Here is a 13,929-nt window from a genome sequence, read left to right as displayed (position 1 = left end):
TTACTCCCCTATCAAGTCACTTAATTTGATTGCTCCAGTTAGTTTTTTCTGGCTACGACAAAAATCACAACGTCCACATTTTTCAGGCTCTTTTTCACCCTGAATAACTTTCCAAACCCCAACAATTTCAGATTTCAGCTTGTTCAGGCCTTCCTCAAGCCATTCTTCATCAATTTTCAGAATATCTCTATCAGGGACATTTTCCTTACTAACCGCCACAATGTAAGGTCTAAATTCTCGACCTGTCATCTGTTTCAATAACTCACGATAAAGTGCAAGCTGACCATGATAACCAAATCCAAGAATATTGTTGACTGCTGCTGGCACTCTTTTTCTTAGTTCGGCATTCCATTCATCTGAGTAAATAGATTTCATGGTTTTTAAATCCACAAAATAGCCACGGCTTACATTTACACTATCCAATTTACCTTTGACTGGTACTCCTTCAATTTCTCCAAAGACAATCATTTCTTTTTGGACATCATCATCTGAGTAACCATGGTAAAGATTATTGAAGCCATCATCATCTTTCAAGCTCTCAATCATCTTGTCACCAATCACAAAATCAGACTTTAGGTTGCCCTTGTTTTTTCCAGTCTTAGCAAGTAACTTGTCTCCGTTTTCTGCTAAAAATTTCTCGTGTGCCTCTGGGCTTTCAAAGTAACTATGTACATAGTTACCAAGTAGCAAGGGGGTCTCATCTCTATCTTCTACCCATTCACCAATATCAACTGCCAAAGCCTTAGCCTGACATTGTTGATACCTTTTGAAACGTGAATTAGTCAGATAGGCTTTATCTTCGTAGTAGTTTTCTTGAGTTAGTTCTCTCATTATTCTTGCTCCTTAATTTGTGTTGTATTACCCTCAAACAAGCTGATTTCCTCTAAAACTTCTCCTGTTTCTTCGTCAAAATCGGGAATTTCTTCTGCTGGATACTCAGTAGAGCCTAACTCGTCAGGATTTGATGTTTTTTCCGCCGTTTTTGGGGTTGTTTGGTTTTCTTCGGCAAATTCTCCGTCAATTATATCGTCGCCATCTGAGGACTTGCTAGGGGCTTTTAAGATATCGTCTAGTGTTTCAACCTCATCTCTCACTGGTTCAGCCTCTTTCACTCGTCGCTCATTGTCATACTCGTTCTCAGTAGTACGGTTCACTGCGTCAACAAACAAATCATTGTCATCACTGGTATTAAAGAACTGTTTAGCTGCACGGTTAATGACTGTACGCTTAGCCATTTCTTGAGGAAAGTTGTTCTGAACGTTTTTAGTCTTAGCCTGTGCCCAAGATTTATCAATCTCTTTCTTGGTCATGACCGTCAAAATCTTTTCGCCATCCTCTTTCTCGATAATGCAATAAGCACCTACGATAGGATTGTCCGCATTCATCCAATCCGTTTCGTGACTAACGAAAACCTTGCGACCATTTTCGTTCTTTATTTTAAAATCATCCCCCTCATAGATAACCTCAGCATAAATGTCTTTAACTTCTGGTAACTGTTTAACCACCTTCATAGTTCCAAAATATGACCTAGTCAGCTTAACAGTGTTTCCGTAAGGCACAAAATAACACTGGGTCTTTGCTGGGCTCAGACCTTGGGTGACCATGTCAAGAAGCGCATTATAGATACTTTCTGAGGTACATTTTTCAAGCAAGTTCCCACTATTTGAATTTTTCAAAGCATAGTAGGCTGAGCTGAGTGCGTTGCTAACGCTGTAATTCGGTGCAATCATTAGCCCCTCATTCTGCATTTCTCCAATTCGTGTTGAAACGTTTGAGGTGATTTGTTTTTGTGTTAATTCTGTTGTAGTCATTTTCTTCTCCTTTTTGTCTGTTTCAAGTTCCAATTTTCACGCTTTAAGCGTCTGTTTTCGTTGGTAATTGAGATTATCTTGTCATGTTGCTCATTGATAATCTCTCCTAGCTCGTAACAAAGCTCTAGGTAACGTTTCCGCCAGTAAGCATTGTCTTCATAGCGTTCTCTTTCCATAGGCTAGTTATCTCCTACATAAATCCATTGACCGCCTCTGAACACCCATTCATCAGGATCATGTACCTGTCTTGGTTCCTCAGGTTGTAAATAGTCACGGTCATAGTCAAACCATGGGTAAGTACCGTCCATACCGTACCTCCTCAAGATGATTGAGTTGCATAAGCGTCAATCAGTCGCTGCTGTCTTGCAATGATGTCAGCCATTTGTTGACGGTCACGGCCAATAGCCATATTTTCCTGAGACAGCTCTTGTAGTATGGCGTTTTTTTGGTCAATGAGTCCTTTAAGTCTACGGTTCTCAGATTTGAGGGCTTTTAGCTCAATCAGAGTACTATCGGTTTGAGATGGCTCAGCCTTTGCCAGTTCATCTAGTCCAAAATATCGTTTCAATTTCTCTAGCATTAGTCTTCCTCCTCACTATCTTCCATCATCTTGTTAATAGCCTCTTGTGCTGACATGCCATTCAAGATGTCTTTGATAGCGTGTGAGATTTCATGTGTGAGTAAGGCTTTTTGTTTAGCCATATCATCCTTAGGCAAAATACCAATATCCATCAGTGCTAAAGCTGTAACGCTTGACATGTGGATTTTTTCTTGAAATTTCTCAATTTCATCAATGATAGTGTTCTTTTTGTTAGTGTGCTGTTTTTCAAATTTTCTAAACATGATTTTTCTACCTGTGGATAACTTTAGTTATCCCTTTCTTTATTTATTATTACTACTAGTTTTTTGTAAATTAGTATTTATTACTAAGTTAGTGCCGTAAGGCTTAGATTATTGTAAGTTAGTACTTGTTGTATAGTTAGTATTTATTAGAGGGCAATTTTGTTCAGGGCAATTTTGTTCAGGGCAATTTTGTTCAGGGCAATTTTGTTCAGGGCAATTTTGTTCAGGGCAATTTTTGCCTTGTGCAAAGATGGGTGTTATTCTTCGCTTGTGGATAACTCTTTCTCAAGATTGTCCTTTAGATAATCAAAATAGCTGTCAGTTATGGGCACATCAGAGAAAAATCTAAATGTCCTTGCTCCTTTATTTCCACCAAAACTATACTTTACTGTCCTCATGTATCCAGCCTCTTCCAATTTTTGAAAGTGCCTATTTATCGTTCTTCTACTAACACCAAGCCTTTTAGCAATCTCCTCAGGATACACGACCCAATCAGGCTTATTGGTTAGTATTACTGTCAAAATTCCGATTGTGGCAGGTTCAAGTAGCTTGTCTTGTGTAAAAGCATTATTGATAGCGGTGTAATTTTCGTGAGTGTTCCTGATAATATACTGCATACCTCATAAACTAAGCTCCTTTCCGTAGCTCATGCTTGTGCATTCCTACAATGATGTCATAATATGGATGACCCGCTGGAATGACATAAGTTGCTGGATCAAACTCTACCCATTGCTCCTCACCATCAACAATTACCTTGCGTAGACTAGTAACTTTGGGTGTCCATTGTCCTTTTTTTCTTGACATGATATAATTACCTCGTAAATGTTTTACTTAGTCCCTCAATGGAATTGCCGTTCCAGAGGGGCTTTTTTGCTATAATTGACTTATCCTATTGAAAGGAGGATAAGCGTATGAATGACTTTGAAAGTCTTAAAAAAGCTAGTTACAAACTAATTGCTGAGTACATTGAGAAAAATCCAGCTGATGTTGCAACTACCGCTATTATTGATGTCATTGAAAAGTTGTTAGCTGCCAAAGATATGCAAGTTGATAGACTTACAACTGAAAAGGCAACAAAGATGCTCAATGATATAGCTGATAAATCCTCTGTGTAGCTTTGTATAATTCTTGTTCAGCCTTTTCTTGCCTTTTTTGACCTTTGACACGATATGCTGAATAAGCTTTTTCCCAAGCCTTGACTATATCCATAGTTGAGGCTTTTAATTTTCCGCTATATGGAAAACGTCTGGGTTTCCGTCTAATTTCCATAGTCTTTCCTTTCTAGCTTGGCAAGTATTCCTGATTGAGAAACTTGTTGATGAAATATTGTTGACCCTTGCCAGTGACCTTAGTTGTTGTATTGACTGTGGTGTGACCGTCGGCATGATTGATATTTGTCTTTTTCAGCTCAAACAGACCTAGTTGCATGCTTTTCTGTGTCGGTTGGTTCCAAGATTCACCACGGCGACTAATTAAGTAACCATTAGAGCGTAACCACTGAAAGAGTTTATTTTGACCAATATCAATCCCATTCTGTTTCAGAATTTTAGCCAGTTCACCAATCAGACAAGATGACTTACTAGCACTAACAGCGTCTGCAAACAGTACCTTAGGACGGTCAGCCTCAATCTGTGCCTCTAGCTTATGTACTTTCTTATCTGCCATGAGTAAGGCTCTTGCCATGATTTTTTCAGGGCTGTTATAGTCCTTTTCAATCTGGATAAAGTAAGCTCTGACTTCTGCTCCCTTAGTTGTCCTAGACATCATTGCTAGCTGTTTTGCCATGTCTAAAGTTAAAGCATAATCTTGTAGAGGTTTGACAGCTCCATTATTTACAACCGTACCTGTTTGAACACTTGTAAAATCTTCATTCTCTATAAATAATTTAGAGTTCACCTCAAACCAAGCGCTAAATCTTTTCTTGACCTCTAGTGTCTGATGTAGCTGCCTAGCTGACACAATCGGCTCATGATTATCATTCAGCGTTACGTTGATGAGTTCATTCATGTTGTCTCCTTTCTATATGAGAAATAATCATGTGAGAGGTAAAATTTTTTAAGTGCCTAGCAAATCACTAGAAGTCACATGGTAAATCTCACAGATTTTCATGAGGTTTTTTGCGCTTATACGGTAGATGTCTTTTTCCCAAGAGTTTACCGTCTGTGGCGCTACTCCTACACTATCACCAAATTCACGCTGTGTCATTTTACCGTTTTTAGCACGGATTTCGGCGATAGTGATTTTTGGTTTGGTCATGCCTACCCCTCTCTTTCTTTATTTTTTATATTAAGCTTTCTCAAGCTTGATTATATTCTATATGATTTTTTCTCATTCGTCAATAGTTGAAATGACTTTTTTTCATATTTTTTTACTTTTTTCTCTATATCACTTGATTATTTCTCTTTTGTACTATATAATGGACTTATCAAAAACAGGAGTGGCAATATGAATACCAATGAAGAAATCTCATATAGAATTAAGACACTCAGAGAAAGAAAAGGGCTTGAACAAAGTGATATAGCTGAACTCATGGGCTACAAATCACAAAGCACTATTTCTAAGTGGGAGGGCGCTAAAAATCTCCCAAACGGCAGAAAGCTAGTCCAACTGGCTCAGATTTTAGGGACTTCTACAGATTATATTTTGTATGGAGTTGATAAACCTGCCGTCTCTGATATTCAATCTATCTATGATGACCTCAATGACCTCAACAAGAAAAAAGTAGTAGACTTAGCTCTTGCTTTGCGTGATAAACAAAATAGGAAACCAATCCAAATGACCACGGTGTATATCACTGGTTTTGTATCTGCTGGTAATGGAGTTATCCAGGATGACTATGTGGACGCTGAAATCACAATCCCATCTAGTGAGGTTCCTGATGATTTTGACAGTGTTGCAAAGGTTATTGGAGAGAGTATGGCTCCTAAAATCAAAGATGGAGACTTACTTTTCATCAAGCATACCCCTCAGGTAGATAACAACGATATTGCCATTTTCCAAGTTAATGGTGAAAACTATGTTAAACAGTTCAAATCTAATGGTAGACCTTATTTGAAATCACTTAACCCTGACTATGATGATGTTTTTCTTTCAGTAGATGACGACATCAGGACTATTGGTGAAGTGGTTGAAATTTATAGAGAGGGTTAGTCATGTCTTTTTTTGATAAGCTTTTTAAGAAAACTACTAAGAATTTCACTAAAACATCAACCGACATTTCACAACAGACTGATGATAATCTGCTTGAAATCGGAGATGTTATACTTCTCCACTGGTTAGATACTAGTTCTACAGATAGATTTCCCTCTTACTTTGAATTTGATTACTTTATAAATCCACAGCTACACAGAAATAAACTTATTCGTTTGGGGTTATTAGAAGATCAAAAATCTGAGCGCAGTTTAAAAAAACTCAGAGTTAGTGAATTAAAAGAAATTTTAAATAAAGAAAATTTTAAAACTTCTGGTAAGAAGGACACTCTCATAGAACGAATTATGGAAAATATTGAAGTTTTTGAGACTGTCATTCCAAGTTCCCTGTGTGCTACCGCCTTGGGTAAACAAGTCTTAAATGATAAGCAGTATTTGATTAAAGCTCATCAAGATAGGCATATCACCCCTATAGAATATAGCGACTACCTTAGTAAGTTCCCAAATTTAAATTTCGATGAAATAAAATCGTCTATTTTAAATGACCGTATGTCTAAAAATGTAAATCTACAACAATTTGGACTTGTTAGAAATGATAATCATGCTTTTGCTGAAATGTATAGAAATAAAAAAGAATACTATTTAGCAATGGAATATTATATAAAGGTGTTACTTCTTGATTGCTCCGGTCTTAGTAATAACTACGACTACATCAAGAATCCAATATACTTATACCCTATGGCTAACAGCTTTATCGTTACTGAATTAAGAAACTGTGCTGAAAATTGTGATTTAGATGACTATAATAGAGCGTTTGAAGTAGCAAAAAAATATATAAAGTCATTCAAAAAGAAAATTTTTCTAAATGAAAAAGACTTTCTTTTTATCAGAAATAATCTCCTTACAGAAAATTTATATGTAATAGAGGATTACCTAGAAAAATATAAAAAATTTGATTCTGATTATTATAGATAATAATAAAAAAAAAGCCCTATGCTCTCCCCGACCAAAGTTTGAGCATAAGGCTACACTACAAGAAATCAGGCATTAAAAAGCCCTTTTTCTTGTACCCATTTTATCATTTTTTAGGAAATTTTGAAAGAGGTACTATAATGATGGACAGGAATAAGGTAGCTATCTATGTCCGTGTCAGCACACAAGGACAGGTAGATGATGGCTATTCACTTGATGAACAAGTTGACTTATTGACAAACTACTGCAAATTGAAAGAATGGACTCTTTATGATGTCTATGTTGATCCAGGAGTTTCTGGTAAAAACATGCACAGACCAGAGATAGAACGACTCACTAGAGACGCCAAACGAAAATTATTCGATATTGTACTCATATACGACTTGAAACGGCTTGGACGCTCCCAAAAAGAGAATATTGTGCTTGTAGAAGATGTTTTCAATCCAAATGGAATTAGGTTGGTCAGCTTTACTGAGAACTTTGACGCCTCTACCCCAGTTGGAAAAATGGTTTTTGGTATGCTATCAGCATACGCTGAACTAGATAGGGCAAATATTGCAGAAAGAATGATGATGGGTAAAATCGGTAGGGCGAAAGCTGGGAAAGCTATGTCTTGGGGAATGCCTCCCTTTGCTTACGATTACAACAAAGAAACAGGCGACCTAGAGCTAGATGAGGTTAAAGCTCCGATAGTTGAAATGATATATAGTGAGTTCCTAAAAGGGGCCTCTGTTAATAAAATTGTGCAAAAACTGAACTCAATGAGTTATCATGGCAAAAATCATGAATGGAAACATCACGCTGTCACAGTCATCATTGACAACCCTGTATATTGTGGAATGATGAAATACATGGGGCAAACTTACCAAGCTAAACACACACCCATCATAGATAAAAAAACTTTTGAACTTGCTCAGCTTGAACGAAAAAAGAGGTTGTCAAAATATCATGACGCTGACTGGCTTGGCCCATTTCAAAGAAAATATATCGGCTCTAAAATTTGTTACTGTGGTCTATGTGGAGCACACCTAAAGTCAGAGAAAGATAAGAAAAATAAACTTACTGGCATACGGTCTATCTCGTTCTTTTGCCCTAACACACGGTCTAGGGGTACAGGAGAGTGTACAAACCCACGTTTCAAACAATCTGTACTGGAGGGGTATATCCTGAATGAGGTGGCAAAGTTACAACAAAATCCTGAAAAGTTAAAAGACATCAAACCAGCTGAGGACAATGAGCTGCATAACAAAATAGCAACCTATGAAAAAAAGATAAAGCAAAACTCCTCAAAACTATCCAAATTGAACGACCTATATTTGAATGACCTTATCACTCTTGATGATCTAAAACAGCAATCAAAATCACTACTAAACGAAAATGAGTTCATGGAAGAACAAATAAAACTCTTGTCAGCTACAACAAGAGAAGATGAATTACGCAAAAAAATAGATACCTTTCTAGCATTCCCAGACATACTGACCGCTGACTACGACACACAAAAACAGGCTGTAGAGCTTGTAATATCAAGGGTTGAGGCGACCAAAGAAGGTATAGATATTTTTTTCAACTTTTAACCCTGTTTCAAGACCCAGCATTAAAATGATTGAAGGGCAAGAATATCAGACACGTATGTGGCTACAAGCACTAAGCCAGACTAGTTATGAGTTAGTTCCTAGCGAGCAGTGGTCCAGCGATGCTTGGTTCCTGCCAGACGAGCCCAGACATTTTTTTCCGACTAAATGGAAGGTTTATGCCCATGGCAAAGCTTCTGGAACCATCATCGGTGGAAACTTATCTACTTTCTCACTCTTGCGTGGAACGCCTTACGCACCACAGCCTGATAAGTACATTCTTTTCTTGGAAAGCGCCGAAGGGTATCCTCCTGAAATAATTGCCAGAGAACTGGCAGCTATCCTACAGGCCTATCCTAGACCAGAAGCTGTCCTCTTCGGACGTTTCCCAAAAGAATGTGAGATGACACCAGAAATTTTTAATTACGTTATGGCCAAACACCCCATTTTAAAAACAATTCCTGTCATGTACGACTTAGACTTTGCCCATACCCAACCTCTTTTTACCATTACCATTGGTGCAAAAGCAACTGTTGATACCAAAGCAAAGTCTATTGTGATTGATGAGAAAATTAATTAAAAGACAAACAAGTTTGATAATCTTAGAACCTGTATTTAGTCTAATTCCTTTTTATCTGGCAAATAAGAGCCTCCTAAATAGTTTTGGCTTAGTTTTTCGAGTTTACCATTTTTGTATAGTTTCTTAACTGCCTTGTTGAATTGCTTTTGCAAATCGTTGCTGTCATCCGAGAAGATAATGTAATTATTTGAATTGAGATTTGTTTCAATGGGAATAATGGTTAAGTCAAATCCTTTTTGCTTGATGACGGTTTCGACAGAGATTTTATCAAAAATCATATAATCAAATTCACCATTTTCCAAATCCAAAAGGTGCTTACTTAAATCTTCACCAGAGTATTCAATCTTTGAGGGATTATCAGGATGTTCTTTATTCCAGTCTAAAACGAACTGAATCGCCGAGGTTCCTGTATCATCTTGGGTCGTTTTGCCTCCAATATCTTCTAATGATTTGATGTCTGAATCTTTTGGTACAACCAGAACAAATGGATTTTTAGCAATTGGAAGCGAGTAGAGATACTTGTCCGCTCGCTCCTTTGTATATGACAGATTATTAGCTGCAATCTGGTAGTGACCACTATCCAAACCGACAAAAATAGACTTCCAAGATGTCCGCTTGTAAGTGACTTTGTAGCCGTCCAAGTATTTGCTAGCTGCCTTGAAGACTTCAATATCATAGCCAGTCAACTCCCCTGCTTTATCTTCGTAAGAAAAAGGCTTAATATCGCCTGCTGTTGCTACAACAACTTTCTTGTCCGCCGCCTGCACCGTACTTGTCAAAACTAAAGGTGCTAAACAAACAAATCCTAACAAAACTTTTTTCATCACTTCTACCTCCTTATTCACCAGTTTATCATCTTAGTCAGAGTTTGCCCAATACTGCTTTTTTATCACAGTGATAAGAGGAAACTATCGGAAAGAGTCATTAAGGAAAAACAAGCCTGACCACTTCTTGGGTCAAGCTTGTTTGCGTTAGTATTAGAAGTCTGCCACATTGTGGTAAACTTTTTGAACATCATCATCTGCTTCTAAGGCATCGATGAGTTTTTCAAAAGTTTCAAGATCTTCACCTTCAAGTGTGACTTCTGATTGTGGAATCATTTCAAGTTCAGTAACTTGGAATTCCTCTATACCATTGGCACGAAGGGCTTCAATCCCTTTGTGAAGATCAGTTGGAGCTGTGTAAACAGTGATTGTTCCGTCTTCTGCTTCAACATCGTCCACATCAACATCAGCTTCCAGCAATTGCTCAAAAATAGCATCTGCGTCGTCACCAGCAAAGACAATGACTCCTTTTTTATCAAACATATAAGACACTGAACCTGAAGCACCCATGTTCCCGCCGTTCTTACCATAGGCGGTGCGCACGTTAGCAGCTGTACGATTAACATTTGAAGTCAGTGTGTCAACAATGATCATTGACCCATTTGGCCCAAAGCCTTCATAACGTCCTTCAACAAAGGTTTCATCAGTATTTCCTTTGGCCTTATCAATGGCTTTATCAATAACGTGTTTTGGTACCTGCGCTTGTTTAGCACGTTCCAAAACAAATTTCAAAGCTGAGTTAGATTCTGGATCTGGCTCACCTTGCTTAGCAGCAACATAGATTTCAACACCAAATTTAGCGTAAACTTTTGAGTTAGCGCCATCTTTAGCAGTTTTCTTGGCAACAATATTGGCCCATTTACGTCCCATGGGATTCACCTCTTATAGTTTTTCTTTTTGTTGAACATAGCAGAGCTAAATTCATAATCCTTAATATTATAGCACTTTGAGCCAAAGCTGTAAAATGGAGACAGTGTTTAAATCCCTTACAATCGACTAAATAACCATTTTTAGGAAAAAGAATCCTTTTTAGGGTGTATAAACGATTAAAGCTCAGTTCAAATCTCGCAAATACTTTGCCAAGGACGTTGATGCTTTTCCAAGCACACGCTCAATATCATCTGATAAACCTGCTTGTTCCCCCTTAGCGATTGCGGTATAAGTTGACACCCAAGAATCGTATTCCCATTGCTCTGCTTGCCATATTTTTCGCGATTCATAAGCTTCCTCAACGGTTTCTTCAACGTACGTCACCGTTTTCCCAAGAGAATGACTGATTTGCTCTGCCATTTCCGATAAAGTCAATTCTTCTGGTCCTGTCATATTTAAGGTTTGATTTGCCCATTTTTCAGGATTTTTAAGAATTTCGACTGCTACATTGGCAACATCTGAACGCACAACAGCAGAAACTTTTCCATTACCTGCAGGACCTTTGATTTCACCATATTGGCATGCCATATCAACAAAAAAATCAATATAAAAATTATCACGCAAAAAAGTGTAAGTCAATCCTTTTTCCTTAATATATTGCTCCGTTGCCGCATGGTCACGTGCCAAAGTAAATGTTGAATTTGGACTAGCATTGTAAAACGAAGTGTAAACAATATGCTTAACACCAGCCGCTTTAGCTGCATCAATAAAAGTCAGATGCTGTTGCAAACGTTCTGGATTCTCCTTGGCTGAAATCATAAAAAGTACATCAATTCCCGATAGAGCCGCGATAGCTTCATCAGAATACTCATAACTGCATTTTTTCACAGTTGCCCCTGACAGTATAGGAGCACGTTCTGGCGAGCGCGCCAAGTGACATGCCGCAACACCCGCTTCTGATAATTCCTTAGCAACAAAACCACCCAAATGACCTGTAACTCCTGTGATTGCTATTTTTGTCATGTTGTTTCTCCTTTTTGAGTATTATCTTTTGAAAGCATCAGAACAGACAAAGCCACTCTATCAACTGCCTTCATTATAACACGATAATAAAAAACTATCCTAGATTTGGTATCAGCTAGCTCGTATCTAATAATTTAGTTAGAGTTATCGAGGAAAGGGAAGGAGATTATATATGTAAATCACTCTGTTATTTTCAAACATATGTAGGTATATCTGATTCAATTATTTGAATCAGTTTTTCTCTACTTAATGGCTCTTTCATTTCTGCTAATCTTTTAGATTGTGATAATATAACATCATCAAAAAAGTTTCTCACTAGGCGACCGTTTGAGAAATTAGCATCTTTCTCTTCTAGTTTATGCTCAAACCACTCTCGTACTTTTAAAAGGGATTCTTCCGTAGGATTATACTCATACTGACGACAATCAAATTTAAAAATATCAATCAATTCCTCTAACGAATAATCTGGAAAATCAATGAAAGTATTAAAACGTGATTTCAATCCAGGATTTGAATCAAAGAATTTATTCATCAAGTTAGAGTAGCCGGCTACTATTACGACTAAATCATCACGATAATCTTCTAAAGCTTTTGTCAATTCTGTCAGACTTTCTCTGCCATAACTATCGCTCTTGTCATTCTCCGTGATGCTATAAGCTTCATCAATGAATAAAACTCCACCTTTTGCTCGTTTAACTAGTTTTTTTACTTTAATAGCTGTTTGTCCTTGATATTCGGCAATTAAGTCTGTTCGACTTGCTTCGATAAAATGCCCCTTGCTAAGTAAACCAAGCGATTTATACATTTTTCCGACAATCCGAGCAACAGTTGTCTTGGCAGTTCCTGGATTTCCTAAAAAAGCCATGTGTAACGTTTTATTTGACTTTTTTAATCCCTCTTTATCACGTAGTTGTTGAATTTTATTAAAAATAATTAAATCGTTAACTTGTTCTTTGACAGCATCCAGTCCCACTAACTCGTTAAGCTGGACTTGGAGCTCATCAAAGGACTGGTTGGAAGAAGTTTTCAACTTTTGGTAAATATCATTAACTTGTTCCGAACCAAGATATAGATAGAGTAACTCAACAATTCTTGATTGTTCTTTGCTAAATTTATTCTGCTGATTTTTTAAAATACCTAATTGATTGATCAACATCAATGTAGCATTTTCATTATTATCATCAACAATCTCTAAAGCAATTTTTTCAAATCTTTTATCTTCAGCTAACTTTAAGTCTAACTGTTGACAGGCTTCAAGAAGTTTTTGACGGTATTCGCTTGGATGCATCACACTACCCCACTAACGATTAAAACAAATAAGATAATAACAATGGCAAAGTTCAGAATAAAGCCAGCCCAAAGATATTTGATATTTTTAGAAAGCTGTTCTTGAAGATTTTTAGTTTCAACAAGGTTACTATCTTCTTTTTTCAAAATGCCATCATATCCTTCTTGGATAAGCACTAGTTCACCTTCTGCTATTTCTTGCATTGAACGTAAATCTGCAATAGAATTTTCCTGAGATGCTTTAAACATTCCATATTCTTCAGAAAGCATCGTAATTTTATCCGCTACTAACCCTTGATTGGAGTACAAATCTTTAGTGGTTTCTTCTTGCGATGTTTTGAAATCAATATAATCATCATAAAAGGCATCAATTTCTTTGAGGTGTTGCAATGAATCAAGTTCAGTTTTATGTTTTTTAAGAACTTCTATGATAGTTTGTTGTCCTTTGACAATCTTTTTATTTTCTTCCAATCCTTGAACTGCTTTTTTATTGGCTTCTTTTGTTGCTTCAAGGTTAACTAAGATACGTTGAATATAATCTTTATCAAGACCATTAAAGGTCTCATATACCTTATTAAAAGCTTTATAGAGTTCTTTCAGATGATTGTTTTGTTCTACTAAGGCGCCCTGAATTTTCTCAGTTATCTCATTTACATCTGTAACTTTAGCCTTAGCTGGAAGAAAAACGCCAGTATCAACTAAAGATTCTAATTTTATATTATTAGGTACAGAATCTGCAAATTTCTTTAATTCTGCTTTCTTACTTTCGAAGTCACGTAGCGCCACCTCATTAGTCTCACTATTATTTTCCAAAGAAATTTGGACAATGTATTTTCTTTGATTAGCTCTCCATTCAATTTTTCCTTCTTTCTCAAGTTCATCAATCGTCTCAGGGATTTCCGCATATGGATAATCTGTTTGAGAATCTATTTCAGCAGATTTAAATTCCTCATAATTGTTTAGAATGTATTCTCTTATTTCTTGTGACATATTTTCCTC

The 13,929-nt window shown here is 37.0% G+C and carries 19 protein-coding genes and 1 pseudogene; 5 read left to right on the top strand and 15 right to left on the bottom strand.

All coding sequences use genetic code 11. The features are described 5' to 3' along the window. The 8 genes from ABZ559_RS01930 to ABZ559_RS01895 all read right to left on the bottom strand — a co-directional run bounded on the left by ABZ559_RS01930 (nt 1) and on the right by ABZ559_RS01895 (nt 3,458). Entirely contained in the window at nt 1-831 is an 831-nt protein-coding gene (locus ABZ559_RS01930; RefSeq protein ID WP_367007096.1) for a PD-(D/E)XK nuclease-like domain-containing protein, read from the bottom strand. Further along, nucleotides 831-1,811, bottom strand: a complete 981-nt coding sequence (locus ABZ559_RS01925) for a RecT family recombinase (protein WP_367007094.1) — start codon at nt 1,809-1,811, stop codon at nt 831-833. The genes ABZ559_RS01930 and ABZ559_RS01925 overlap by 1 nt, the downstream gene beginning before the upstream one ends. Continuing rightward, nucleotides 1,808-1,987: a hypothetical protein gene (locus ABZ559_RS01920; RefSeq protein WP_075105376.1), complete on the bottom strand. Its 180-nt coding sequence runs from the start codon at nt 1,985-1,987 to the stop codon at nt 1,808-1,810. The genes ABZ559_RS01925 and ABZ559_RS01920 overlap by 4 nt, the downstream gene beginning before the upstream one ends. A 3-nt stretch (nt 1,988-1,990) precedes the next feature. After that, on the bottom strand, nt 1,991-2,119 hold the full coding sequence (locus tag ABZ559_RS01915) for a hypothetical protein (RefSeq protein ID WP_256773381.1): 129 nt from the start codon (nt 2,117-2,119) through the stop codon (nt 1,991-1,993). Between the two features lie 11 nt (nt 2,120-2,130). Then, the gene (locus tag ABZ559_RS01910; protein ID WP_238708355.1) at nt 2,131-2,391 is read right to left on the bottom strand and encodes a hypothetical protein; all 261 of its coding nucleotides are present in this window, start codon (nt 2,389-2,391) and stop codon (nt 2,131-2,133) included. Next, nucleotides 2,391-2,654: a hypothetical protein gene (locus tag ABZ559_RS01905; RefSeq protein WP_367007093.1), complete on the bottom strand. Its 264-nt coding sequence runs from the start codon at nt 2,652-2,654 to the stop codon at nt 2,391-2,393. Before ABZ559_RS01905 ends, ABZ559_RS01910 begins: the two co-directional genes overlap by 1 nt. A 257-nt stretch (nt 2,655-2,911) precedes the next feature. Beyond that, entirely contained in the window at nt 2,912-3,271 is a 360-nt protein-coding gene (locus ABZ559_RS01900) for a helix-turn-helix domain-containing protein (protein ID WP_172015091.1), read from the bottom strand. 10 nt (nt 3,272-3,281) lie between these two features. After that, nucleotides 3,282-3,458, bottom strand: coding sequence for a hypothetical protein (locus ABZ559_RS01895; protein ID WP_367007091.1), 177 nt, complete (start codon nt 3,456-3,458; stop codon nt 3,282-3,284). 107 nt (nt 3,459-3,565) lie between these two features. Between ABZ559_RS01895 and ABZ559_RS01890 the strand changes: the two genes are divergently transcribed. Continuing rightward, complete coding sequence (locus ABZ559_RS01890) at nt 3,566-3,769, top strand: hypothetical protein (protein ID WP_367007089.1); 204 nt, start codon at nt 3,566-3,568, stop codon at nt 3,767-3,769. A 166-nt stretch (nt 3,770-3,935) separates the two neighbouring features. Here the strand turns inward: ABZ559_RS01890 and ABZ559_RS01885 are convergent, their stop codons facing one another. Both ABZ559_RS01885 and ABZ559_RS01880 read right to left on the bottom strand, forming a co-directional pair. Beyond that, complete coding sequence (locus ABZ559_RS01885) at nt 3,936-4,661, bottom strand: phage antirepressor KilAC domain-containing protein (RefSeq protein WP_367007088.1); 726 nt, start codon at nt 4,659-4,661, stop codon at nt 3,936-3,938. A gap of 48 nt (nt 4,662-4,709) precedes the next feature. Further along, the gene (locus ABZ559_RS01880; protein WP_170239000.1) at nt 4,710-4,910 is read right to left on the bottom strand and encodes a helix-turn-helix transcriptional regulator; all 201 of its coding nucleotides are present in this window, start codon (nt 4,908-4,910) and stop codon (nt 4,710-4,712) included. A 189-nt stretch (nt 4,911-5,099) separates the two neighbouring features. Here ABZ559_RS01880 and ABZ559_RS01875 point away from each other — a divergent pair, with 189 nt between their 5' ends. The 4 genes and pseudogenes from ABZ559_RS01875 to ABZ559_RS01860 all read left to right on the top strand — a co-directional run. Then, on the top strand, nt 5,100-5,804 hold the full coding sequence (locus ABZ559_RS01875) for an XRE family transcriptional regulator (RefSeq protein WP_367007086.1): 705 nt from the start codon (nt 5,100-5,102) through the stop codon (nt 5,802-5,804). Nucleotides 5,805-5,806: 2 nt separating this feature from the next. Next, a complete protein-coding gene (locus tag ABZ559_RS01870; RefSeq protein ID WP_367007084.1) occupies nt 5,807-6,778 on the top strand; it encodes an SAP domain-containing protein in 972 nt (323 codons plus the stop codon). Between the two features lie 137 nt (nt 6,779-6,915). Beyond that, nucleotides 6,916-8,349 carry a recombinase family protein gene (locus tag ABZ559_RS01865; protein WP_367007082.1) on the top strand — a complete coding sequence of 478 codons (1,434 nt, stop codon included), beginning with the start codon at nt 6,916-6,918 and terminating at the stop codon, nt 8,347-8,349. Nucleotides 8,350-8,365: 16 nt separating this feature from the next. Beyond that, nucleotides 8,366-8,926, top strand: a pseudogene (locus tag ABZ559_RS01860) (LD-carboxypeptidase); the annotation flags it as partial. Between the two features lie 35 nt (nt 8,927-8,961). Here the strand turns inward: ABZ559_RS01860 and ABZ559_RS01855 are convergent. From ABZ559_RS01855 to ABZ559_RS01835, 5 genes are all read right to left on the bottom strand, one after another. Beyond that, entirely contained in the window at nt 8,962-9,750 is a 789-nt protein-coding gene (locus ABZ559_RS01855; RefSeq protein WP_367007081.1) for an amino acid ABC transporter substrate-binding protein, read from the bottom strand. Between the two features lie 153 nt (nt 9,751-9,903). After that, on the bottom strand, nt 9,904-10,620 hold the full coding sequence (locus ABZ559_RS01850; RefSeq protein WP_018376876.1) for a YebC/PmpR family DNA-binding transcriptional regulator: 717 nt from the start codon (nt 10,618-10,620) through the stop codon (nt 9,904-9,906). A gap of 183 nt (nt 10,621-10,803) precedes the next feature. Continuing rightward, nucleotides 10,804-11,643, bottom strand: coding sequence for an SDR family oxidoreductase (locus ABZ559_RS01845; protein ID WP_367007080.1), 840 nt, complete (start codon nt 11,641-11,643; stop codon nt 10,804-10,806). Nucleotides 11,644-11,836: 193 nt separating this feature from the next. Further along, entirely contained in the window at nt 11,837-12,931 is a 1,095-nt protein-coding gene (locus ABZ559_RS01840; protein ID WP_367007079.1) for an AAA family ATPase, read from the bottom strand. Beyond that, nucleotides 12,931-13,920 carry a hypothetical protein gene (locus ABZ559_RS01835; protein ID WP_367007078.1) on the bottom strand — a complete coding sequence of 330 codons (990 nt, stop codon included), beginning with the start codon at nt 13,918-13,920 and terminating at the stop codon, nt 12,931-12,933. The genes ABZ559_RS01840 and ABZ559_RS01835 overlap by 1 nt, the downstream gene beginning before the upstream one ends. Between the last annotated feature and the right edge of the window lie 9 nt (nt 13,921-13,929).

Source organism: Streptococcus sp. ZY19097 (assembly GCF_040731245.1).
Lineage (GTDB): Bacteria > Bacillota > Bacilli > Lactobacillales > Streptococcaceae > Streptococcus > Streptococcus orisratti.
Note: the sequence above shows the minus strand (reverse complement) of the source record. Positions and strands in the feature narration are given on the sequence as shown.